Source organism: Desulfobaculum xiamenense (genome assembly GCF_011927665.1).
In the GTDB taxonomy this organism is placed as follows: domain Bacteria; phylum Desulfobacterota; class Desulfovibrionia; order Desulfovibrionales; family Desulfovibrionaceae; genus Desulfobaculum; species Desulfobaculum xiamenense.
The window spans coordinates 862,852-886,684 of record NZ_JAATJA010000002.1 but is presented as its reverse complement, the minus strand read 5'-3'; the positions used below and the strand labels follow the sequence as shown (position 1 = coordinate 886,684).

General features: G+C 65.5%; 17 protein-coding genes. All 17 read right to left on the bottom strand.

Annotation, left to right across the window (positions count from 1 at the left end; translation table 11 throughout):
• Positions 1 to 5: 5 nt before the first annotated feature.
• Positions 6 to 1,463, bottom strand: a complete 1,458-nt coding sequence (locus tag GGQ74_RS11765) for a B12-binding domain-containing radical SAM protein (protein WP_167941736.1) — start codon at positions 1,461 to 1,463, stop codon at positions 6 to 8.
• A 38-nt stretch (positions 1,464 to 1,501) separates the two neighbouring features.
• Positions 1,502 to 3,955 (bottom strand): hypothetical protein, encoded by a 2,454-nt coding sequence (locus GGQ74_RS11760; RefSeq protein ID WP_167941735.1) that lies wholly within the window; start codon positions 3,953 to 3,955, stop codon positions 1,502 to 1,504.
• 22 nt (positions 3,956 to 3,977) lie between these two features.
• On the bottom strand, positions 3,978 to 5,816 hold the full coding sequence (locus tag GGQ74_RS11755; RefSeq protein ID WP_167941734.1) for a sulfatase: 1,839 nt from the start codon (positions 5,814 to 5,816) through the stop codon (positions 3,978 to 3,980).
• 25 nt (positions 5,817 to 5,841) lie between these two features.
• Positions 5,842 to 7,770: an alkaline phosphatase family protein gene (locus tag GGQ74_RS11750; protein WP_167941733.1), complete on the bottom strand. Its 1,929-nt coding sequence runs from the start codon at positions 7,768 to 7,770 to the stop codon at positions 5,842 to 5,844.
• Positions 7,767 to 8,006 (bottom strand): hypothetical protein, encoded by a 240-nt coding sequence (locus GGQ74_RS11745; RefSeq protein WP_167941732.1) that lies wholly within the window; start codon positions 8,004 to 8,006, stop codon positions 7,767 to 7,769. Before GGQ74_RS11745 ends, GGQ74_RS11750 begins: the two co-directional genes overlap by 4 nt.
• A 41-nt stretch (positions 8,007 to 8,047) precedes the next feature.
• Complete coding sequence (locus GGQ74_RS11740; protein WP_167941731.1) at positions 8,048 to 9,289, bottom strand: GTP-binding protein; 1,242 nt, start codon at positions 9,287 to 9,289, stop codon at positions 8,048 to 8,050.
• Positions 9,289 to 10,083 (bottom strand): sulfate adenylyltransferase subunit CysD, encoded by a 795-nt coding sequence (gene cysD, locus GGQ74_RS11735; protein WP_167941730.1) that lies wholly within the window; start codon positions 10,081 to 10,083, stop codon positions 9,289 to 9,291. Before cysD ends, GGQ74_RS11740 begins: the two co-directional genes overlap by 1 nt.
• Positions 10,084 to 10,094: 11 nt before the next feature.
• The gene (locus tag GGQ74_RS11730) at positions 10,095 to 11,933 is read right to left on the bottom strand and encodes an alkaline phosphatase family protein (RefSeq protein ID WP_167941729.1); all 1,839 of its coding nucleotides are present in this window, start codon (positions 11,931 to 11,933) and stop codon (positions 10,095 to 10,097) included.
• A gap of 2 nt (positions 11,934 to 11,935) precedes the next feature.
• Positions 11,936 to 14,863, bottom strand: coding sequence for a sulfatase-like hydrolase/transferase (locus GGQ74_RS11725; protein WP_167941728.1), 2,928 nt, complete (start codon positions 14,861 to 14,863; stop codon positions 11,936 to 11,938).
• Positions 14,860 to 15,906, bottom strand: a complete 1,047-nt coding sequence (locus GGQ74_RS11720) for a glycosyltransferase (RefSeq protein ID WP_167941727.1) — start codon at positions 15,904 to 15,906, stop codon at positions 14,860 to 14,862. Before GGQ74_RS11720 ends, GGQ74_RS11725 begins: the two co-directional genes overlap by 4 nt.
• Before the next feature lie 39 nt (positions 15,907 to 15,945).
• The gene (locus tag GGQ74_RS11715; RefSeq protein WP_167941726.1) at positions 15,946 to 16,860 is read right to left on the bottom strand and encodes a glycosyltransferase family 2 protein; all 915 of its coding nucleotides are present in this window, start codon (positions 16,858 to 16,860) and stop codon (positions 15,946 to 15,948) included.
• A complete protein-coding gene (locus GGQ74_RS11710; RefSeq protein ID WP_167941725.1) occupies positions 16,853 to 18,685 on the bottom strand; it encodes an ArnT family glycosyltransferase in 1,833 nt (610 codons plus the stop codon). The genes GGQ74_RS11715 and GGQ74_RS11710 overlap by 8 nt, the downstream gene beginning before the upstream one ends.
• Complete coding sequence (locus tag GGQ74_RS11705) at positions 18,682 to 19,407, bottom strand: acyltransferase (protein WP_167941724.1); 726 nt, start codon at positions 19,405 to 19,407, stop codon at positions 18,682 to 18,684. The genes GGQ74_RS11710 and GGQ74_RS11705 overlap by 4 nt, the downstream gene beginning before the upstream one ends.
• Positions 19,408 to 19,421: 14 nt before the next feature.
• Positions 19,422 to 20,072 carry a class I SAM-dependent methyltransferase gene (locus GGQ74_RS11700; RefSeq protein ID WP_167941723.1) on the bottom strand — a complete coding sequence of 217 codons (651 nt, stop codon included), beginning with the start codon at positions 20,070 to 20,072 and terminating at the stop codon, positions 19,422 to 19,424.
• A 5-nt stretch (positions 20,073 to 20,077) separates the two neighbouring features.
• Positions 20,078 to 21,538 (bottom strand): B12-binding domain-containing radical SAM protein, encoded by a 1,461-nt coding sequence (locus GGQ74_RS11695; protein WP_167941722.1) that lies wholly within the window; start codon positions 21,536 to 21,538, stop codon positions 20,078 to 20,080.
• Positions 21,539 to 21,637: 99 nt separating this feature from the next.
• Positions 21,638 to 22,633 (bottom strand): glycosyltransferase, encoded by a 996-nt coding sequence (locus GGQ74_RS11690; protein ID WP_245168236.1) that lies wholly within the window; start codon positions 22,631 to 22,633, stop codon positions 21,638 to 21,640.
• Positions 22,626 to 23,645, bottom strand: coding sequence for a glycosyltransferase family 2 protein (locus tag GGQ74_RS11685; protein ID WP_245168235.1), 1,020 nt, complete (start codon positions 23,643 to 23,645; stop codon positions 22,626 to 22,628). The genes GGQ74_RS11690 and GGQ74_RS11685 overlap by 8 nt, the downstream gene beginning before the upstream one ends.
• Positions 23,646 to 23,833: the final 188 nt, after the last annotated feature.

The following is a 23,833-nucleotide window of genomic DNA, read 5'->3' as shown; positions in this document are numbered from 1 at the left end:
GGCCGCTACCTCTCTCCGAACTTGAGCCAACTCAGCGCATAGTCCAGCGCCACCCACTCCACCGGGAAGGAGAACTGCTTTCGCTGCCAGCGCCACTGGGCGATGCGGCAGAGGACGTAGTGGATGAGCTTGAGCACCTTGCGCCGCTCCAGAATCCCCGCGCCCCGGTAGCCGCGATACGCGAAGTCGAACTTGGTCAACAGCGTGATGGTGCGAATGAGCCGGAAGAGCGACTTCTCGAAGTGGGCGAGGTTCTTGGGATCGTTATAGTAGTACTCGCCCCACTCCTCCAGCGACTGCGGCGGCCTGAACCCGTGGCGCACGCACTCGCTCATGAGCGCCGTCCCCGGCAGCGGCGTGAAGGCCGAAATCTGGCCGATCCACACCTTGTCGTACATGGACGAGCAGCGGTCGATAAGCTCGAAGGTCTGGCGCATCTCGTCGAGCGTTTCACCCGGGAAACCGATCATGAACGACAGCCCGGCGTTGATGTCGTTGTCGCGCAGAATCTCCACGGACCGGATGACCTGATCGATGGTGATCTGCTTGTTGATGAGGTCGAGAATGCGCGGCGAACCGGACTCCACGCCGAAGTTGATCCAGTCGCATCCGGAGCGGCGGATGAGATCCAGAAACTCGCGGTCGTAGTCCACCACGTAGTTGGCGCGGGAGAAGATGGGCCACTTCACCTTGACGTTGCGGCGAATCATCAACTCGGCGATGGCCGCCACGCGCTTCTTCGAGACGGCGAACTCGTCGTCCGTGAACCACACCTGCTGCACGCCATACTTGCGCGCCACGAATTCCAGCTCGTCCACCACCCGCTCGGGCGACTTGGAGCGCCACTTGCGCTTGTGGAAGACGGGGTCGTAGCAAAAGCCGCACTTGTGCGGGCACCCCCGGCTCGTCTCAAGGTAGATGATCGACGGCTTGCGCTGGAATTCCACATAGCGCTCCGTCTTCAGGAAATCGTAGTTGAGAAACGGCGTGTCATCGAGATTGAGAAACGGCCTGTCCGGCGTGGAGACGACCTCCCCGTCCCGGCGATAGGTCAACCCGCGCACGGCGGAGAGGTCTCCGCCCGAGACCAGTGTCTCGACCAACTCGCAGGTGGTTTCCTCGCCTTCCTGCCGCGTCACGATGTCCACCAGCGGGTGTTCCGCCGTCTGCTCGGGCAGAAGCGTGGCATGCACACCGCCGAAGACGATGGGCGTGTCCGGAGCGCGTTCGCGCACGATGGCCGCCATGTCGAGAGCGCTTCGAATCTGCGGGCCGGACAGGATGGAAAAGCCCACCATGTCGTAGCCCTCGGGCGAGAAGTCGCGCATGTCCTCGACCTGCGCGTCGAAAATGACGGCCTCGTGCCCGTGCGCCTTCAGGTAGTTGGCGATGGGGATGAGCGAATAGGGAAAGCGGTAGCCCAGAAGCCGCAGACTCGGATAAACCAGAAGCACCTTGGCCATGTGTCCCGTCCTTGTTTTCGCGAATCGTTCCTGTCAGGTTAGGAATCGGCAACGGAAAGCGACGCGCTGGCCGATTCCGCCCGAGTCCTGTCCGCCCACGCTGCGTCGGCGGCGCGTTCCACTGCGGGGAACACGGCCATGCCCAGCGCGGCGGCCACAAGGTAATAGATGAGGCATCCCCCGCCCACCACGAACAGCCGTCCGTGCAGCACGGGGTCGAGAAGCACAGATAGCGGTAGCGCTACGGAGAACGCCGCGCCGCAGCACAGGAAGAAGCGCATCGGCGTGTCCAGGGCTGCCCAGCCCCCACCTCGTCGCTCCCCGCGCATCCGGTTCAGGAAGCGCCCGATGTGCCACAGGGCAATAGCCGCCGCCACGCCCCCCCAATTGAAGGCGTCATAGAACGGCCGCAGAAAGGTCAGGTCGCTCCAGGGATCATCCCACCATGGAATGTTCGTTTGCGCGCATATGATCGCGGGGACGAACGTCAGTCCCCCAAGGCCGAGCCACGCCAGCGCCAGAACCGGATCCGGAACGTAGCGGTAGACCGCGCGGACCACACGAACCGCGACGCCCACCGCACCGCTACGCGCCAGCAAAGCGGATATGCCGATAGCCGCAAGCAGAAAGCCCACGGAGCTGGGGCCGGAAGGCGCACCAGAAGCGGCCGCCTGCACGGCCGGGGGCACCGGAGCTGGCTCCACGCGCATTCCTGCGGCGAACGAGCGCACCATGGGCATGTAGTCCGCCACGTCGTAGCGCTCGCTGTAGCGACCGGCGGAGAGGCGCTCAAAGGACGCCATCTCCGGCAGTTCCGCGAACAAACGTTCGTCATTTTCGAGCCAGACGCCCTTGCGCCCCGAATGGTCCTCGAGGTCACGGCGAACGATCACGGACGCTGCCGAAAACTGCCCCGCCAGCATGGCGGCGCTTCGTGGGTCGCACTCGTAGAACCCGCGCATCAGCGGCGCGAGCCACGGATAGGCTGGATGGAAGGGAAAGGCGTACGCGGCCGGACGCGGACTACTCTGGAAGGTCGGGTCCCCGCCCTGCGAGCGTATCTGGTATTCGGTCTCAAGATACAGCGGCGAATGCGACACTGGCACGAAGAGCACCCGTCCGGCACGCTCGTCGGCAATGCTCGCGGCGAGGTCGCACCCGTACTCCGGCGGCACGCGGTAGTTGGCCACAGCGGAATGGTCCTGCGCCTCGGCAAGCCGCCACGTCCCGAGGTCGCCGCTGTAGAAGGCAATGCCCCGCAGCACGGCGAAACCGATCAGCGCCGAGGCCCACAACGCCTGACGCGGCACACGGGCGACGAAACGCACCCCCACAGCGGCAAAAACGATACAGAATCCCAGAGTGGGCAGCAGCATGAGCCGCTGGGGGGAGCGGTAGATGTGCGTAGCCCCAATATGCTCGTAGCCCCACAGCATGAGCGCGGCAAACGGTCCCTTACCCGCAGCGGCCACACCCACGGACAGCACCCAGAGCACGACGAACAGACGCTCGTAACGCGACAGTTCACCCCGCCAGCGCACCAGTCCCGCAACGACGCCCACCAGTGGAACCAACGCGGCAATAACGAAGGGAATGCCTTCAAAGGGCACAGCGCGCATGTACAGGTCGCGATGCTTCCACCCCGCACCGAGCATGGTCAGGTACAAATCCTGCGAATGCCGCACGATGCCTGCGGCCTGTGCCGCATAGTCCATGCCGGAGATGCTCCCACCGAGACCTCCGGGCGTCAGCAGCAATGGCAGGAAGCTGTAGGAGTTGAGCAGACAGGTCAACGCCGCCGTCGCCGCGCAGGCGACAAGCATGCGCCAACTGAACCGCACCAGCGCCACGACCGCCGCAAATCCCCACATAATGAAATAGTTCTGCACCGAGGCCACGACCAGCGAGAAGCACAGCGCCAGCAGAATCACGCGCGACGTGGCGGGCCTGCCGTCCGCCAATTCGAGCAGCATGCGCAGCATCGGCGGCAGCACGGGAAAGGTCGCGTACTGCACGAAGGACCCGGTGACCACGGAACTGAACATGAAGGGTGACACGCCGTAGATAATGCCCGAAGCAAGCGCCACGGCCTCGATGGCAAGCGGCCCGGCTCCGCGCGAGTCCACGTGCTCGCGCACGAACCAGCGGCAGAAGGACGCCATGGCCCAGATGGATGTCCAGATGACGACCACCAGCGGAATCTTTGTTGCCCAGTGCCCGTCCAGCCCCGCCAGCCCGAAGACCGTATAGAACGACACGGGAACGATGGTCGTAAGCTTCATGGCCATCAGCCCGCCCAGATAGTGCTTTTCCCACGCGTAGACGCAGCTTCGCAGCACATCGGCCAGCATGAACGAATGCGGCGGCACGAGCCCGTCGTTCAGATGTCCGATGGTCCCCGGCTCGATCAGAAGCCGCCACGTGCAGGCAAGGGCCAGGAGCAGCGGGGCAACGCGCATGGCGATGATGGCGAGACGTTGCGGGTGTGTCATGGCTGATTCGCGTCCTCCCGATTCACAGGTATCCGAGATCCTTGAGCCGCTGGAGTAGCGCGGGATCGCGCTCCATGGCGGGGGTGGCCGTTGCTGCCGAGGCGAAGCGCTCCCGGAAGGCTTCGATTCTGCCGCGCGCACCGGAAAGCCCGGCGAACAGGGTACGCCCCGCCTCGCCAGACGATGCGGCGATATCATGCCTCTCTCGGGGATCGCCTTGCAGGTCGTAGCATTCCACACGGCCACTGCCCCAGCCTCGCACCAGCTTGCGTCCGCCATGGATGATGGCGTCGAGAGGTTCGATGGCCTTGCCGTGGTTGATTTCCTCCACGTACACGGGTGCGGCCTCGGCCTCGCCACGAATCAGCGGCACAAGCCCCGGCTCCCAGAAAAATTCCGGCCGATGAGGGATTCCGGCGAGTTCGAGAATCGTCGGCGCAAGGGCCATCTGCCCGACGGCGTCCGGCACGACGCGAGCATCGGGCAGGCGACCCGGCATGCGCATCCACAGGGGAACCCGCACGTGCTCGTCGTAGAGCTTGAAGCCATGCCCCCAGCCGCCATGATCGCCAAGCTCCTCGCCATGGTCCGAGGTAACAACGACGAGGGAGTCGTCATACAGTCCGGCGCGGCGCAATTCGCCGATGATGCGCCCGAGCTGCCAATCCGTGAACGCGATTTCGGCGTCGTAGAGCGCCACAATGTTCTCGGGACGCATGTCGAAGGTGCACTCGTAGCAGCCCGCGCCGATGGAGAAGCCCTCCAGCGTGTCATAGGCCGGGTCGGTGGGGTCCAGAAACGCCTTGCGCACGCTCGCTGGCGGATTGTACGGCGTATGCGGGTCGAGGATGTTCACGAAGACGAAAAGCGGCACATCGCGGTAGGCGCGAACGGCGCGGATGAGCGCTTCCGCCGACTCGCCCGCAAGCCCCACCCGGTGGACGCGGCCGCCCTCGGCGCGGGTTTCCATCTCGGCGACGTATTCATAGCGGTCGAAGCCAGCGGCAAAGCCGAACGCCGGAGCCAAATTCCCCACGGAATGGATGCCGACGGTCATATACCCGGCCGCACGAAATCGCTCCGCCAGAGAAACGAACTGCGCCCCCAGTGCCTCTTCGCCGGACACGAGCCCCGGCACGCCGGGCTTGCGCGGCACCGTCCGGTGCACGGAGGGCGGAAGCCCCGTGAACAGCGAGGCATAACTCGGACGCGTCCACGGCGCGGCGGAGTAGGCCCGCTCGAAAAGCACCCCTTCGCGGGCATGGGCGTCGAAGACCGGCGAAGTCTGGCGATGATAGCCATAGGCCGAGAGATGATCGGCCCGTAGCGTGTCCACTGTGATCAGAAACACGCAGGGTGCACCGCGCCGCCGCCCCGGCGTGACGAACACGGGATTGCCGATGAACACATCCCCGCCGCCAAGCCCCTCCACGGCCAGCGTGAACCGCCCACCGCGTCCCGCGCCGCCGACGTCCATCGTCACTGGCGAAAACGTGCCCGGCGCAAGGCGGACCGTACGCGTCACGGAACCGCCCGGCCCGTTCAGCGTTACCCGCACATCGCGGTCCTGCGCATCCTTGCCCAGACCGAAATGCACTTCGAACCGCGTGGTCGGCGCAATGCGCACGTCATCCATACCCCACACCCGGCCAAGCTCCGTTCGCACGGCGGGCATGGTCAGCGCGCCGAGGGTCACGGTCTGCGCCTTCGCGGCCGCATCGGCCCCCTCCGCCACCAGCGCGTCCGCCAGGTGCCGCACCGGCGGAGCATCCCCCTCCACGGACATAAACGAGCACCCCGGAGCGAACATCGATGCCGCTGCCGCCGCGCCACAGAGCTTGAGGAAACGTCTTCTCTTCATGGGTACTTCCGATTCATCTGTGCGCCTATCCGACGCAGTTGCGCCCCACATAACGGCGCGGCGTATCAAGGCCGAGCGCCGCCAGCACGGTTGGCGCGATGTCGTAGACCGACAGGCTGTCTCCCGCGAGTGGACGATTCGAACAGACCATCCCCGGCACGAACCCCGGCGCGATGCAATGATCGCCGCTCCAGCGTCCCGTGTTGGCGGAGACGATCTCCTCCGGGCAGCCGCCGACGGCCGTCTGCCAACTGGCCCGGTATCCGGGACGGAATCCGACCACGATGTCCGGCGCGTTCGCCGCGCCGCCATAGGCCGACGCCGCAGGAAACGCCGCTTCCACCACGCGCGCGCCACTTTGCGGATCCCTGAAATCCTCCAGCTCGGACGCTATGCGCGCCACCAGCGCGGACCGGGCGGACTCGGACACCACCCCCTCGCCCTCGCGCCCTTCGAGATTCACGTAGATGCTGTTGAGCCCCATGGCGTAGGCCGCCGTATGCTTCCAATCCACGTTGGCGAACAGTGCGCCCGCGTCGGGGTCGCCTGGGTCCGGCTTCCCGGTGAGGGCCAGATGCCCGCGCTCCGCCAGCCAGCGGTTCAGGTGCACGGAGTGGCGGTAGGGGCCGAATCCATGGTCCGAAAACGCCAGAAACAGCGTGTCGTCCCCTATCTCGGCGAGGATGCGCCCAAGCTGGCGATCCATGCGCCGGTAGAGGTCTGGCAACACGGAGCCGTAGCGGCGCGCATAGTCCGGCGTATGGAGCGGATGCTGCGGATCGCGAGCAGCCCAGAACATGTGCTGCACGCGGTCCGTGGTGAACAGCACCCCGGCCAGCAGGCCGGTTTCGAACCGCCCGAACTCGTACTCGAACAGCCGCTCTTGCTCCGTGAGCAGTCCGTCGCAAAAATCGAGGAAGGTTTCCTCGGTGAGCCGTCCCTCGGTCAGGGCCTTGGTGTCCGCCGGAATGCCCAGCGTGGCGTATCGGCCGACGGCGCGCGACATCTCCGCCGCGTAGTCCGGGGGCGAACTGATGGGAAAGGCAGGGTCGACGGGGTCGAGATTGAGGGGCGTCAGATACAGCCGCACGTGCGGCGCGGCCTCCACGAGGCAGAAGCGCCCAATGGCGCTCATGGAACGCCCGAAGCCCATGTCGAAGCGCATGGGCATCCAGTCCGAGAAGCGCCCCTGCACGAGGTCCGCCGTGCGCCCATCCACGGACACGCGCACGCCCTTCTCCGTTCGGGTGACCACCAGCTCCAGCGTGGCGGGACTCGTTCCGGCAATGCCCGCCACCAACGGCCCACGCACTTCCGAATGCGCCATGCCATCGACGAATTCCAGACGTGCCAGCTTGTGCCCGGCCGGGCCGCCGTCGTCCGGCGCGTCGGTATAGAAGGTATAGCGCCCTATGTTGCCCTGCACGTCCGGCACGCCCATGCCGGAAAGCAGCCGCACGCGGCTCTTGTCCGGTGCGGGAAAGGTCACGGGCCACTTGATGACCGTCGCCGGGATTTCCGTGTCGGCCAGTTCGTCCCAGAATGGCCTCGCCTGCACGGGATTCACGTAGCGCGGATCTCCGAACAGCCCCCCGCCCTCAAGCCGGGTGATGGCAAGCCGGGGCAAATAGCGCTTCGGATCACGTTCGAGAAAATCAAACATGCCATGCGCGCCGGGGCCGACGCCCGTGCCGATGCACGTCCACGAAACGGGCGACTGCGGCGGCGTGCTCGTCGCCAGCGGAGCCAAGGTCCCGGACTCCAGAAGTCTCTGAAAGGACGGAAGATGCCCCGCCTTGCAGAACTCTCGGACCAGCCCGAAATCAATGCCGTCCATGCCGAGCAGCAGCACGCGCCGATAGGCCCCACGCCGGGCGCGCAGGATGGCCGGAAAGCCAAGCGCGCCGCCAAGAGCACCAATCGCGCAGGCACCAAGGAATCGCCGCCTGTTCATCCGCGCTCCTCGGCCTTTTCTGTCTCCGGGGTCTGCTTGCGAAACAGCTTGCGATACAGCCGAATCACCGGCCTAAACAGGAAGGCCGCCCCCGCGCCCACAAAGGCCAGAATGTACGCCAGACCGCCGAACACCGCGCTGGTGGTGCCGGGATCGACATAGGCCACGGCCGTTGCCGGAATGCTCACCAAAGCCACCGTCCACGCCACCATCGCGCATCTCTCGCTGCCGTTCATCGCTCTCTCCTTGCGCGCGCCACTTAGCCGCGCGGGTCGGATCACTCGACCACGCCCACGGCGACCGCTTCGCCGCCACGTTCCAGAACCAGCCGCCCCAACTCCGGGCACTGCGCAAAGGGCAGAAAAGCCACGGGATTACGGGCCATCATGTTCCCTACCACAATATCGCCAAAGAAAACAGCACGTCCCGGATTTTCATCCACAACCATAATCTCGCCGCCGAAAACGACACGCCGCGTCAATTCGCCAAGCGTGCATTCCATCTCCTGATGCCCGATGCGCATGGTAAACGTCTCGCCAATGCGAAGCGGCTTCTCGCACAGCGAAGCCATGCGCACGCGCACCGAGGACTCCACGCGCAGGGGGGCATCCGCCAGCACGTCGCCACGCCGGATGGACGCATCCCCGGCAAGCACCAGCCCCACACTCTCGCCCGGCTCTGCGCGCTCCACCACGCCCTCGGGGAAACGCACCACATGGGCAACCTCCACCTCGCCGCCGCCCGGTTCAACGCGAAGGCGCGTCCCCGCCGTCACGCTGCCGCTTAACATACGGCCAACCCGCACCGGGGTTCCGTCCATGTCGTAGCTGTCCTGCACGGGCATGCAGGCCGTGCCCCGGCGCTCCCCGGGCACGGACTCGGCGTCGAGGGCGGCAAGCAGCGACGGACCGCGATACCAGTTCACGTCCGACGAGGGGTGAACGACATTGTCGCCCCGCACGGCGGACACGGGAATGAGCGCCGCCACCTCGCTCCCCAAGCGCTTCGCAAGGGCACGCACGGAAGCGGCCACGGTCTCGAATGTTTTTTCACCCTGTCCAGGCAGGTCCATCTTGTTGACGACCACCACCCAGCGCTGCACGCCGATCATGTTGAGAATGGCGAGATGGCGCATGGTCTGGTCGCCCATGCCACGCTCCACATCCACGATGGCCACGGCCAAATCGGCCTTGGTGGCCCCGGTGACCATGTTGCGAATGAACTCCCGGTGACCGGGCACGTCGATGAGCACATAGTCGCGCACGGCGCTGGAAAAGAAGGTCTGTGCGGTATCCACGGTAATACGGTCGCGCCGCTCCTCGGCCAGCGCGTCCATAACGCGGGCAAAATCCGGCCCCCCCGCGCCGATGGAGCTTTCGAGATCGCTCATGCGCTCGGAATCAAGGCTACCCGTGTCGTAGAGGAGCCTGCCGATGAGCGTACTCTTGCCATGGTCCACATCGCCGACGACGACGGCCGCCAGCGGACGGCTCTGCGCATTCCTGTTTGCGGCGCTCATCACAGGTACCCCAGCGAACGAAGCTTCTGCATGGTGAAGGCATCCTCCTTGTCCTGCGCCCGGCCGGAGCGTTCGCCAACCGTGGACTGCGAAAGCTCCGCGATGATCTCGTCCACGGTGGCCGCGTCGGACTCGACCGGACTACAGCACGGCATGCAGCCGAGGCTGCGGTAGCGGCGTCCGTTGCGGGCGAAATACAGCTCGTTGAGTTCGAGATTCTCGCGGCGCACGTACTCCCACACGTCAAGCTCCGTGAAGCCGAGTAACGGATGCACGCGCAGGTGATGCGCATCGTCACGGCTCTGATAGAGGTCCCACATCTCGGCGGGCTGATTCATGTAGTCCCAGCGGAAGTCCTCGCCGCGCGGGGAGAACACGCGCTCCTTGGCGCGGATGCCGTGCTCGTCGCGCCGGATGCCCACCAGCACGGATTCGAGGCCAAGGGAACCAAGGGCATCGCGCAGGACGTTGGTCTTGCGGCGGGTGCAGCATTCGAGCTTGGACTCGTGGTCCGGCCCCACGGCCGTTCCCTCCGGGCAGGCGAACACGCGCACGTCCAGCCCCCACTCGGCGGCCCAGCGGTCGCGGTAGGCATACATCTGCGGAAACTTGTAGCCGGTGTCGATGTGGATGACGGGAATGGGCACGCGCCCCAGAAAGGCCTTCATGCACAGCCACAGGAGCACCGTCGAATCCTTGCCCATGGACCACAGCACGGCGGTCGCACGCGTGCGGGCGTAGGCCTCGCGGATGATGTAGACCGCGTCGTTCTCCAGTCGCGTCAATCTGTCCATGCCTGCTCCGTTCACATGCTCAGCAGGGGCACGCCCTGCATGGTTTCGGGCCGGGAAAGGCCCAGCAGTTCGAGCACCGTGGGGCCGATGTTCTCCAGCCCCGGATCGCCCATGTCGAGCGGCACGCTGCACAGCAGGATGCCCGGAACATTGCCCGGTGCCTGACAGTGGTCCCCGCTCCAGTGATTCATATTGTCCGTGAAGACATCCGCCCCTGGCCCGCCAAGCGCACTCTCCCACGAGACGCGAAAGCCCGGAGCCATGCCGAGGACAAGGTCCGGCGCGCCATCCGCGAAGGCACCATGGAAGACGTCCTGTCCGAGGTGCACGGCCGTGAGCGCATGCTCGCCCGTGCCCGGATGGCGCAGGTCCGTCAGCCGCCGCACCAGATCGGCCTGCACGGCCCCGCGCTCATCCGCCGTCACGCCGCCGCGCCCCTCGCGCCCGCGAAGGTTGAGGTAAAGCGCATTCAGCCCCGCCGAGTAGGCGCGGGTGGACTCCCAGTCCACGTTTCTGAACAGCGGCCCGCCCTCACCTCCCGCATGGGACAGAAAGCCCTCGCGCTCCAGCCACGTGTTGACGTTGAAGGCGTAACGGAAGCTCTCGAATCCGTGGTCCGAGCAGACGACGACGGCCGTGTCGTCCCCCACGCGCTCCATGACCCGCGCGAGGATGGCATCCGCCCGTTCGTAGTACGCGTCCACCACTCCGCCGTAACGCGCGGCGGCCTCGGCGTCGTGGAAGGGATGCGCGGGGTCGATATGCCGCCAGAACAGATGCTGCACGCGGTCCGTGGTGTCGAAGACGAAGGCCAGAAGCCCGCGCTCGAAGCCGTCCAGCAGCCGAAAGAACATCCCGGTCCACTGCTCCATGAGTTCATCGCACAGGGTCAGGAAATGGTCCTCGCCGATGCGCCCCTCGCTGACGGCCTTGGTGTCCTCAGGCATGCCGAGGGTGAAGAAGCTCTGCCCGCCGCCAAGCTCCTCGGCAAAGGCTTCCGGCACCGAAAGCGGCAGATACTGCGCGCGCGGGTCGATCTGGATCGGACTGACGTAGAGCCTGAATTCCGGGTCGGCCTGCACCAGCAGCATGCGGCAGATGCCGAAGGCCTTGGAAAACGGCGGTAAGGGAAACTTCACGCGTAGCCACTGGCTCCACGCGCCCGGCTCCAGATGGAAGGCCGCGTCAGGCAGTTCGATGTCCGCCCCGCTGCCGGAACGGCGGATGCGCATGGGCACGGCGCTGGGCTTCGGCTTGCCGAGGGCCTGATACAGCGGCCCGTCCAGAGCGGTCTTGGCCTCGCGTCCGGAAAAGGTGAGCCTGCGGACCTTGTCCGCCCCCTCGCCCACGAAGTCGGCTTCGGCTGTGGAATAGAACGCATAGCGGCCAAGGTTGCCCTGAATGTCCGGCATGCCGAGGCCCGCCAGCATGCGCGCGCCGTTGTCCGGCGGGGGAAAGGTCACGGGCCAGCGCACCACCGTGGCCGGAAGCCCGACCCGCGACACCTGCTCCCAGAATGCCGTGCCGCCACGCGGCGGAACGTACTGCCGTCCCGGTGGCGCAAAGGGATTGCGCCCGGTCTTGCGGATGATGGACAGGTCGATGCGGTAGGCCTCCGGCTCGCGGTGCAGGAAGTCGTAGATGCCGTGCCCGCCCGGATTGCAGCCCGTGGCGATGGTGGACCACGCCACGGGACTCTGCGGGGGCACGGTGGTGCGCACAGGGGCGAACGCTCCCCGCCGCGCCAGCGCCGCAAAGGCGGGCAGCCGCCCCGCGTCCATGAGCCGCTGCACGATGCGCGGGTCAAGCCCGTCGAAACCGAGAACCACCACCTTCGCGAATGCCTGCATGCCTACTCCACGTATCCGAGGTCCTTGAGTGCCTTGAGATTCTGGTCCAACGTCTGGTCGAGGCGCGTCGTCTCGGCCTGTCCTTCAGCTCTCGCGCCAGCGGCACCAAGCGCGCCGTACCAGCGACCGACCCACCGCGCCCGCTCGAAAAGCCCTGCGGGCACGACGTCCAACGGTCCATCGTGGTCATCGTTGGTCGTGGCCTGCATGCGCTCGCCGTCGAGATCGACGATGGCCTTGCCGTGCGGCGTGATCACGGCAATCTGCCGCGCCGTCTGCCGGGTATCAATCTGCGACACGGCCACGCGTTCCGGCCCATCCCCGTCGAGAGCCGAGCGCAAAAGGCTCTCGCCCCGCAGGGGCCCTGCCGACACGCCACCGAACAGATGCACCATGGTGGCGTACACCGAGAGCGTCTCCACCGGCGAATCGACGCGCAATCTCCGTCCATCCAGCCCACCGGGAACATGCACCACCAGCGGCACGCGAATCTGCTGATTGCCGAGGGACGAGCCGTGGCCATACTTGCCGTTCTCGCCAAGGGACTGCCCGTGATCGGCGAAGAAAAGCATCACCGGGCCGTCGCCGTCATGGATGCCATCCAGAGCATCGAGGAAGGCGTCGAACTTGGCGTCGAAGGCCATCCACTTGGTCACATACCCCTTCCGTGCGGCCAGAAGCGCTCCCTTCGAGAGCGGGCGGTTCGCACAGCTCACCCCTTCTGCGTCCGGCCCCGGTTCATCCACGACGACGCGGTCGAGCACACCATCCATGAAGGCCATGAAATCCCGGGATTCGGAAACCGCTCGCACACCCGAGATGGTGGCCCTGCCGCTCACAGATTCTGAGAAATGCAGTTGCACCACCAACGCTCCGGTATACTCCTCGACAGGAAATGGAGCCTCATCCGGCCCACCGACGACAAGCCCCTTCACCCGCCTGCTGAGGCGCACCTCACCCGGCTCCAGCGGCTCGGCCGCCATCACGCCGTACAACTGATTGCGTCCATTGCGATGGAAAAGATTCATCTCACAACGCTCTAGGCGAGCGGCGAGGTCCGGCGGGTCGAAACGCAGGGAGAGCGACAGTCCACTCGGCTCGGACCCGTCCGGCGCAGCGAGCATCTGCACAGCGTCCCCTTCGAGCAGCAGCCGCTTCGCCCCGGAGAACACCACACTGGCGCTGGCGGCATCCCAACCGAAATCGTCCGACAGGTTGGCGCAGGGGCGCAGATCAAGCTCCGAGGAATCCACGGCCAGCGTGGTTTCGGGCGTATCCCGAGGTTCGCGCACGCCGAGGTATTGCGCGAAGCGGCGCATCACCTCGGGCTTGTCCATGCAGTCCGAGCGCACGCGCCCGAAGGCGTCCGGCGAATGGGTCTCCATGGCCTGCAGGAACACGAAGGCCGGGCGACCATCCGCGTCGCGGCGGGACAGAATTTCCGCCGCACGCGCAAAGAGTCGGTCTCCATCCATGATGTCGCGGTAATAGACGTACTCGTCCGTGAAGAACTCCAGCCTCGGGATGAGGTAAGGGTTCGTCGTCACGCAGTAGGTCCGGTAGCCCTGCGAACGGAAATAGGCGAAGAGGTTCGTCTCCTGCGCGGGGTGGTAGAAGATTGGGAATTCGGCCAGATACCGGCCATGCAGGAGCGCATTGGTCGACGGAGTGGTGGTGTTGGAGGGCGAGTGTGCCCGCGTGAACACGGCCGTGTCCGGCATGGCCATCAGCCGCGCCAGTCCGCGTCCCGGCCGCTGGAGCCGCTCGTCGTAGGCGGTCTGAGCGCGCAGGGAATCGGCAATCACCATCACCACATCCCGGCCCTTCGGCTCGCGCTCTTCGGCAGAGCCACCGCGCATGCGAATGCCAGAGAACAAGCCAATGGCTCCGGGCGTGCCCGGTGCGCCACCGGCGGCCTCCACGGTGAACTCCAGCCGCACGCGCTCGCCCACCTCACCGGAAATCGGAGCGGCCACACGCAGCGCATTCCACGCCGCGCCGCCGGAAAGCGCCGACAAATCCCGCTCCTCACGCACCAGCCGCTTGGCCGTGCCGTCCGCGCGGACAAGACGCACCTCGGCCACCACGCGGTCCATGGCCGCAAAGGGCACCGCGTCGAACCACAATTCCAGTTCGCCGCCGCCATCCAGAACAAACTCCGTGGCGACGGATGATCCGCCCGCCACAAGGAGCGTTGGGCGAATCGTGTTTTCCTCCCCGTCCACCCACGACTGGAAGAACGAGGAGTTCACCCCGTGCGTTCCAAGCGGCAACACGCCGCCCGGCAGCGAAAACGAGGCCGCGTAGGGATGAAATATCCGGTCGAGGAAAAGCGCCATGGAGCACAACTCCGCGTGTGCCCGATCGTGCACGCTCACCAGCGCAAGCTCCGAAATCCGCACCTCGCTGACCAGCAGTTCCGGCGTCGCATGCCAGCCGAGGTCCGGGGACACGCCCACCTTCTCCATGGGCACGTACACCGTGTGCAACTGCCGGGATGCGGGAAGGAACATGTGCCGCTCGCGCCCGAAGAGCTGGTAGCTCAACGTGGTTGGATAGGCGGCGGAATAGGTCAGCGCGAGGACGTGCGGTCCGACGTCGGCCTTGCCCGTGGCCATGAGCCGACCGATGGCCTCCGTGATGCGCGTCCCGAACTCCGTCCACACCTCGTTGCGCATGCGCTCCACCCGGCGAGCCTGCGTGGCCACCGGCCCGTCCATGGCCACGCGCCGGGGCGTTCCATCGGCGATCACCTGTGCCATGAGCCGATGCACGTCGCGCACATCCACGGTCTTCGGCGTGGTGCCAACACTCCATCCGGCGGGCCAGTCGGCCCGCAGCAGGTCGCGCACCGGCACGCCCCCCGCAGCGGACGACGCCGGAAGGACAAGCCATGCGAACGCGATGACGGCGGAGAGGAGTCTCCTCATTTCGACTCCTCGGCAGTTGTCGTGACTGTGGAGCACTCGTCGCGCGGTTCCTCGTCCCACCAGCCAAAGAGGATGCCGCGCATCATGCGAAGCCCCAGCCTGAAGGCCACGAAGCTGTTGATGTTCCCCCCCTTGCTCACACCGACGCGCTGATGGAAGGTGATGGGGCATTCCACGATGGCCAGCCCCGCCTCCAGCGCGCGGTCCATGAAATAGGCGTTGAATTCCAGATTGATGTTGCGGAAGTCGAGCCGGTTCAGCAGGCGCAGCAGCGCGTCGTTGCGGCACATCTTGTAGGTGGTGCCCACGTCGGACAGCGTGCAGCGGCCGATGTGCTTCATTTCGAGGAGCTTGCCCACGAAGGTGTTGCCGTAGTGGATGAACGGCGTCACCTGCGTGCGTTCGTCCTGCAACTGGTCCACGGTGCGCGTGCCGATGACGATGTCCGCATGCGGGATGTAGGCGAAGAACTTGTCGAGGTCCGCCGCGCGGAAGGTCATGTCCCCCTCGCAGAGCACGGTGAGTTCCGTGTCCGGACGCGAGGCCCCTTCGCGAAGCGCACGGTGCACGCACGCGCCGTAGCCCTGCACGCACTCGTTCAGGACCTCGGCCCCGGCCTCGGCCGCGCGTTCGAGGGTGGCATCCGTGGAATTGTTGCTGACGACGATGACGCGGCGCACATCAGGATGGCCAAGGAAGTCGCGTACGGACTCGCCGATGGAGTCCTCGTCGTTGTAGGCGGTGAGCACCACCGTGCAGTCGCGGCTACCCGGCGGATCGAAGCGCACCGTCCCGCCGTTGCGAAAGCGCGGGCGGAACACGTAGATGTCCACCACGATGAGCGCCACGCCGAGGATGACCGGGATGCCGCTATAGAGCACGATGGCCCGGTTGATCCACGTCAGCGTCTCGTTGCCGGGGAAGAAAATGTTGCGTGGAAAGCCGAGGAACACGCCCACCACGTACATCACAAGCGCCACGCCGAACAGCACCACGCCATACAGCGCGAATGGTATCCGTTTCGTCTCCCTGCGTTCGTCCATGAATGCTCTCCCGGATTCCGGTTTGGAAAACGTTTGCGATCAGGACTCCTCTGCGAAGCGCCCGGCAAGGCCGTGCGCCACGCCACGAAGGGTGGCCATGGCGATGTCCGGCCGCCCGAAGCGCAGGGATTGCAGCACGTAGTATCCCGTCAGAAGCGGCATAAACAGGACGAGAAACGCCGCATAGCCCGCGCGCGTCGCATTCTTGCGCATGAACAGCAGCCGGTTTCGCGAGACGAGGTACCCGCGCTGTGCGTTGCGCAGGCCGATGGCCTTCTGGATGCGCTGGTCGGCGTCCGAGAAATCGGCGAAGGACAGCTTGTGCCACGCCAGTGCCCCCGGCACCACGCGCACCTCGTAGCCCGCGCGGGTCACCGCCTCCGCAAAGTCCGATTCCTCGAAGATGATGAAGTAGCGGGTGTCGAAGCCGCCTGTGGACTCGAACACGCCACGGCGCACCATGAACGCCGTGGGCACGTGGCCCGTCAGGTACGACGCGTCCTGCGAGGCGGGGCTGGCCAGATAGGTGGTGCGCCCGGTCACGAGATCGATGTCCGCCCCGGCGAACCACACCACATCCGGCTCGTCGTAAAAATTGATGACCGGTCCGGCCAGTCCGCAGAGGTCGTTGGCGACGAATTCGTCCACCAGGCGGCGGATGGCGTCCGGCGCGACGGTGGCGTCGCTGTCGAGGAAGAAGATGAGGTCGCCGCGCGAGGCCCGCGCCCCCGTGTTGCGCGCCAGTGACGCCCCGCCGTTTCGCGGCGTGCGGGCGATGACGGCATCGGGAAAGCGCTCGCGGACCACCGTCTGCGTGTCGTCCGTGGAGCAGTCGTCCGCCACCACGACCTCGATGGCCGGATAGTCGGACCGCAGCACGGATTCGATGCATTCCACCAGATCACCGGCCCTGTTGTGCGTGGGGATGACCACGCTGACGAGGGGTTCAGCCATTGTCGTCACCCTCCCCGTCCGCACCGGCGGACATCCGCTTGGCGGCCACGCCGTCCGCGGTCCGAAGATCGTAGACCCATGCCGTCGGCACACCCAGCACGGAGAACGTCCGCACCGGCTTGTACCGCGCCTCGATTTCGCGAAGCAGTTCACTCTGCCCCCGCCCCGGAAACATTCCCGGATAGGTGAACAGCCTGTGGACCACCACGTGCGTCGCCCCACTTTCGGCCAGAAGCGAAAAATCCATCTCCTGCGAGGTTTCGTCGAAATACGGGAACCGGAAGGTCAGGTCGCCGTTGCCGAAGCCCTCCAGCGGATAGATGCTCTCGTTCTGGGCCATACCCTCCTTGTTGCGCGCGGTGAACACCACGCCGTCGGCGAGGGAGCGACGCACGTTGACCCGGCGCGAATACATGAAGGCGTTCGGCTTGGTGCCCCACACCCACACCGTGGCCCCTTCGGGCGCGACGGAATCCACGTACTCGATGGCCTCGCGCTGCCCCACTCCGCTGTCGGCCACGATGAAATCCTCCATGGCTCCGGCGGGGCCGCCCACGAACTCGTTGAAATAGTCCTTCTGATGCGGGAATACCGAGACGTTGGCGTAGACGATCCACGCCGCGCCCACGGTCACCGCGAAGACGGACAGCGCCTGCGCCACGGGCCGAGCCGTATCGCGCGCCCACGTCAACAGCCTGTCCACGCCATAGCCGCCCATCACCGCCAGCGGCACGAAGGCAGGCATGATGTGGCGATAGCCGCCGTGCTTGCCCTTGCTCAAAGTGATGATGCCGAAGGTGAACAGTATCCACAGTGCGAAGAACCAGAACTCGCGCGGGCGCTCGCGATGCGTGGCCAGCGCGCCCCACCCCGCCGCGGCGAGGAAGGCTATGGGCGCACACACCGCCAGATACACGAAGTAGTAGTCCGGCCCGAGTTCCGCCGTGCCGAGGTAGAAGCCATGCCCCACGATGGTGAACTGCACGGCGAGGTTCTTGAGAAACAGGGTGGGATCGGTCCACAGCCACGGCCACACCGCGTAGAGCACCAGCGGCGAGATGGGGAACCACGCCAGCGCAAGCGGATGCCCGCGCAGCCACAAAAGCGCCGCGTTGCGCCCGTTGTCGCGCACATACCACCACGCCAGAAACGCCATGTAGAAGGCGATGACGAAGCCGATGCTCCCGGAAAAGAGCTTGGTGCCCGCGGAAAAGCCGACGAAGACCGCCGAAAGGAAATACCGCCGCCACGATCCGTCGATAAGCGCGGTCATGAACAGGTAGGCGGCCACGGCCTGCGTGGCGACCATGCCGATTTCGAGATAGGCCACCGCGCCCATCCCGGCGAACGGCGGCAGGAGGACGAGCAGCAGCGCGGCGCACAGCCCGGCGCGGCGGCTCCCGAGCACGCGCTCGCCGAAGCGCCACGTCACGAACAGCGTGACCAGCGCGGCGGCGATACTCGGCAGGCGAAAGGCGAAGACGGCGGCGTCACTCTTGAGAAGCTGCGCGGCACTGACCGCCAAATCAGCCATGGAGCCGACCGCGCCGCCACCGGCCAGCACATTCGCCAGCACATAAGTCGCGAATGCCCCGCCATAGAAATACATCATGAACGGCGGATGGAACTCGAAGCTCCAGAACTGGGGATCGAAGGTCAGCGTGGCGAAATTGCGAAGCGCCGTGGCTCCGCCGACCACGTAGGTCAACTCGTCGTAGAGCAGTTCCACGTGGGCCGCCATCACCGCAAGGACGTAGCCCGCGCAAATCAGGAACAGCGCCAGCCCGCGCCCGCCGGGAAATCCTCCACGTCCAGTTCCGCTCATGCCGTCACCTCCCCGGCATCCGCGCTGCGCACACGCACCCAGCGTCCGCTTCCCGCGTCGTGCCGCAGGATGGGCCGGGCGGGATTTCCCGCCACGACCGTGCGCGGGGGAACGCTGTCGATGACCACGGAATTTGCCGCCACCACGCTGTTCTCGCCAATCTCCAAGGTGCCCGACGAGGCATGCACCACCACGTTGGCCGCCAGCCACGCATTCCTGCGCACCACGACCCGCCCGCCGGTCTTGATGCCCTGCCGCGCCACGGGCCGCGTGACATCCTCGTAGGCATGGGCATGGTCGAGCACCGTCACGTTGGGGCCCAAAAGGACGTTGTCCTCGATAACCACGCGGCTCGCGGCGGCCAGCGTGCAGTTCGGGCCGATGCGGGTGAAGCTGCCCACGGACAGATAGGCGCGGTCCTCCGGGCGTTCCATCTCCACCAGCGGCACGCACAGCCAAGTGCCGCGCTGCACCCACACGTTGTCGGCGAGTTCGATGAACCGCCCGCCATCCACGATGCACGAGGGATCGACGATGACCCCCCGCCCGCACGAGCGGAAGCTGTAGCGCAGCATACGGTGGATTCTCGCCCACACGTACAGCCGCAAACCCTTGAGCACCGTCTCGCGCAGGGTATAGCCCCGCCCGAGGAAATGCCGCAGCCGCGCCGCGAGGGAGCCGCCGTCGCCGGGATGCGAGATGTCCGAATGCGCATTCGTCACGACCACGCCTCCATTCATGCCCCCTCCACAGGTTTGGCCGCGCACACGAAGAATTGCCCGGCCAGCGGCCGCAGCGGCAGGCGCAGGTACAGACGCACCATCCAGCGCGCCTTGGGCAGCCTGCTCTTCATGGAAAAGGGCATGAAACGAGGTTCCACGCGCTCCACCCGCAGGCCGAGGCTCTCCAGCCAGTCGCACATGCCATTGTCCGTAAAGATGAGACGATGGGTGTAGTCGTCGAAATAGTTCGCCGCGCAGAGCCGGAAATTCGGGCCGATGACGAGTAGCCGCCCGCCGGGCCGCAGCACCCGGCGCACCTCGCCGATGCAGCGCTCGAAGCCCTCGCGATCGAGATGCTCGAAGAAGTTGCTGGCCAGCGCCACGTCCACGCTCTCATCTTCGATGAATGACAGCGAGGTGGCGTCACCCACGTGGGCCGTCACCCCCGGTGCCGCATGCCGGGGCAGCGCCTCGAAGAGGTCCACCACCTGCCGCGTCGCGCCGGGGACGGCGTTAATGAATTCGCAGTAGCCGCCGCCAAGTTCCAGCACGCTGGCCTCGGGCGGAAAGTAGGGCCGCAGGTAGTCCGCTATCTCCGCCCACACCCCCCGCCGCGCGGGGTCGTGGGTGAAGCGGGTCTCGTGGTAATCGCCGATGCCGGGCATGTCGGTCACGTCCTGCTGAAGTCCGCCAGATGCGCGAAGAGCTTGCGTCCGGCGCGGATGAAGAAGCGGATGTCGTCCACGCTGCGCACGGAGACGACCTTGCGAGCCAAAAACGCCGGGGACAGCGCAGCGCGGTACAGCTCCTGCGTGAAGCGCATCACGTCGCGCTCATCCACCGGGCTTTTCCAGACCGAGCGCTTCATGTCGTAGTCGTCCCAGTTCTCGGTGGTCAGCCAGCCGTTCTCGCGGGCCTCCGCGAAGAGCGGCGTGCCGGGATAGGGCACCACGATGGTCGCCTGAAGGGTGTCGATGTAGCCCTTGGAGAACATGCGCTTGGCCGCGGCGATGGTCTGCTCCGCCTGCGCACGCGTCTCCCACGGATAGCCGACCATGGTCGTGATGTGCGGCTCCAGACCGGCCTTCTTGGCCATGCGGATGCTTTCCTCAATCTGCTCCACGCGAAGGCCCTTGTTGAGCCTGTCCAACGTGGACTGATTCATGCTTTCAAGGCCGATGAGCACGAAGCGGAACCCCGCGCGCTTCATGAGCTTCCACTGCTCCGCCGAAAGTGCCCCGCAGCGCATGTTGCAGCCGAGGACCACCTTGCGCTGGTAGCCGCGGTCGATGACGCCACGGCAGAATTCCTCCAGCCAGTCGCCCTTGGGGAAGCAGCCGCTGTCGTCGAAGATTTCGCGTACGCCGAGGTCCGTCACCAGCCGCCCCACCTCGTCGAGGTGGCGCTCCACGCTCACGGTGCGGTAGGTGCGTCCGGGATAGAGGGTGGTCCAGCTGCAAAAGGAGCAGCGCCCCCACCAGCAGTCGCGTCCGGCCATGGTGTAGGTGCCGGGCGTGTACTTGAAATTTCCGTTGCGGTAGGCGTAGCGCCGCCACTGCGTCAGGTCGCGGTCAATGGGCGGCAGCTCGTCCAGATCGTGATGCATGTCCGGCGCGCCGGTGGCCGCCACGGTTCCGTCGTCCAGCCGGTGCCACACCCCGCGCGGCATGGGGCCGCCGCCCGCGTAGGCATCGCACAGTTCGGCCAGCACGAAGTCGTAATCGCCGCCGGTGATCACCGCATCCACCGGGCAGGCTTCCATGGTCTCCGCCGGAAGCGCCGTGACATGGTCACCGAAGAGCACCACTTTCGGCTCGAAATCGCACTCGCGCTTGAGCCGGGCGACGATCTCCCAATGTCGCCGGATGACGGGTGTCTTGCTCTCCATGGCGATGACGTCCGGCTTGTCGCGCATGATTCCGGCCAGCCACTGGTCGAAGCCGCGTTCCTGCGCGATGGCGTCATCCCACAGAACCTCGTGGCCGCGGCTGGCCAGCAGGGTGGCCGCCGAGGCGGGAACCATGGGATAGATGTAGGTCGGATTGCAGAACCACTGGAACTGCCGGTTCTGCGAAAGCAGCGGTACCCCTCTGGAGGACTCCAGAGGCGGATAGGATATTGAAACCTTCATGACTCGCGGCCCCGTGTGCGGTTGTTCGGTTCAGCGCGAATTCGCGGATGTCCCTGCCGTCGGGTGAATGTTCAGGCACAAGCCTCGGTGGCGAGTTCTCTAGCGCCCAAGCGTGCTTCTCAACTCCTTTACGAAGAGGAACCCCTTGAGGAATCGCCATCCGTACCAGAAATGGGTTCCCACCTGATACGGAATGGTCGCCACTGCAATGCGGGCATCGCGCAGCCGCGCAAAGACGCCCAGCGTGGAAAGGAGAATCGCCGCGGCGTAGACGGTCCAGCCCAGCGCATACAGCGCGGCTGCGGTGCTCCCCGCGAAAAGCGAGAACCACCCGAAGACCGCAAACAGAAAGAACGCCATCGGCATGAAATACGCGAGCCGCCGCGAGGTCTGCGGGTAGCGCTTGGCGAAAAAGCCGCGATGCAGCCCGTAGTTCCCCACCTGCCGCATATGCCGCACGAAGCCCGAGCGCCGGTGGTGATAAACCACGGCCCCCGGCTCGTAGCGGATGCGCCTGCCCAGCCTGCGCACGAGGTCGAGGCACAGCTTGGTGTCCTCTCCGGGCCAGTAAGCGCTGTCGAACCCGCCCACGGCGCGGAAGTCCTCCGCGCGCACGATGAGGTTCACGGACGGCCAGTCGTCCACGTCCGCCCCGGCCTTTCCCGGCCAGTAGCGAAGTGCGGCGGAACCGTTGAGCGGCGACACGAAGATCGCCCCGGACACCTTCTGCCAGAATCCGTCCTCCGGCGGCGTAACCTGAGGCCCGGCCACCGCGCCGATGTCAGGATCGGCAAAATGTGCGATGGCCCGCTCCAGCCAATCCGGCGCTGGGTAGGCATCGTCGTCAATAAAGGCCAGATATGCGCCGCGCGCCCGCTCCGCCCCCCTGTCGCGCTTGATGGCGGGGCTGACTGCTCCGGTCGCGATGACCACCACGTCGGCATCCCCGCAACGGGCATCGAAATCGCCCATCTCGCCATCCGGCAGCAGGATGACCTCGAAGTCCGGCCCGCGCATCAGCGCGAGATTGTCGAGGGTCTGGCGCAGATAGTCGCCCGGCGTCTGAAAGGGAATGATCACGGAGACATCAGGCATGGGCACTGCGCCTCGCGTCGTCGATGCTGTCGCAGATTCCCACCCTGCGCCCGGAGTGCTCCCCTTCATCGCCCGCGAGCCGCCCGCAGGCCTCGCGCACGATGAACAGCGGACGTCCCACCACCTCCGTGTGGATGTGCCCGATATACAGTGCGATCATGCCGAGCGCCGCCAGAATCACGCCCACGAGGAAGGTGTTGAGCACCAGCACGTAGGCGATGGGAGTGTAGAGCACATCGAAAAAGACATCCGTCAGCACCATGTAAGACAACAGCGCCGCCGCGATGAAGATAATGAACACCCCAAGATACCCGGTGAAACGCAGCGGAGCCAGCGAGAACGACGTCAGGCTGTTCACGGCCAGCCGCACCAGCTTGCGCAGCGAATAGGTGGGCCTGCCACTGCAACGGTCCGGCGCCTCGAACTCGACGAGGCTCTTACGGAAGCCCATCCAGTCGATGATGCCCCGGAACATGCGCGTACGTTCGGTAAAGGTGCACAGCGTCTCCACCACGCCACGGTCGATCAGCCGGAAATCCGTGCCGTTGGGCGGAATCTCCACGTCCGACAGACGCGACATGAGGAAGTAGAACCCCCGCGAACCGAGGCGCTTGATGAGCGAATAATCACGGCAGGCCTTGCGGATGCCCACCACGATGTCCGCGCCATTTTCCCACTCGTGCACAAAGCGCGGGATGAGATCCGGCGGATGCTGAAGGTCGGCATCCATAAACAGCACGGCCTCGCTGCCGTTCATGGCCGAAACCCCTGCGGTGAGCGCCATTTCCTTCCCGAAGTTGCGCGAGAGGTTCAGGCCGCTGACACGCGTGTCGCGCCGGGAAAGCGTCTCGATGACCTCCCACGAACGGTCAGCGCTGCCATCGTTCACGAACAGCAATTCCCAGTCATAGCCGGGCATGGTCTCGAAGACCTCCCGCACCTTCGCATGCAGAAGTTCGAGACTTTCGGCCTCGTTGAAAACTGGTACAACTATGGCGAGCTTCGTCTTCATGGCAGCGGTTTCCCACATGTTTTTATATATAACCGGGAATTTTGGGATTCTTAAATCATATACGTAAACGCCTGAAACAAGTCAAATCTAAAGTTGTAAAAGGGCCTCAAGTCGTCTAGTCTACCGGATAATCGGAATAATGCTCACCAACTGCATCACATAAGCACGGAGTCTGAACCACACTGCGC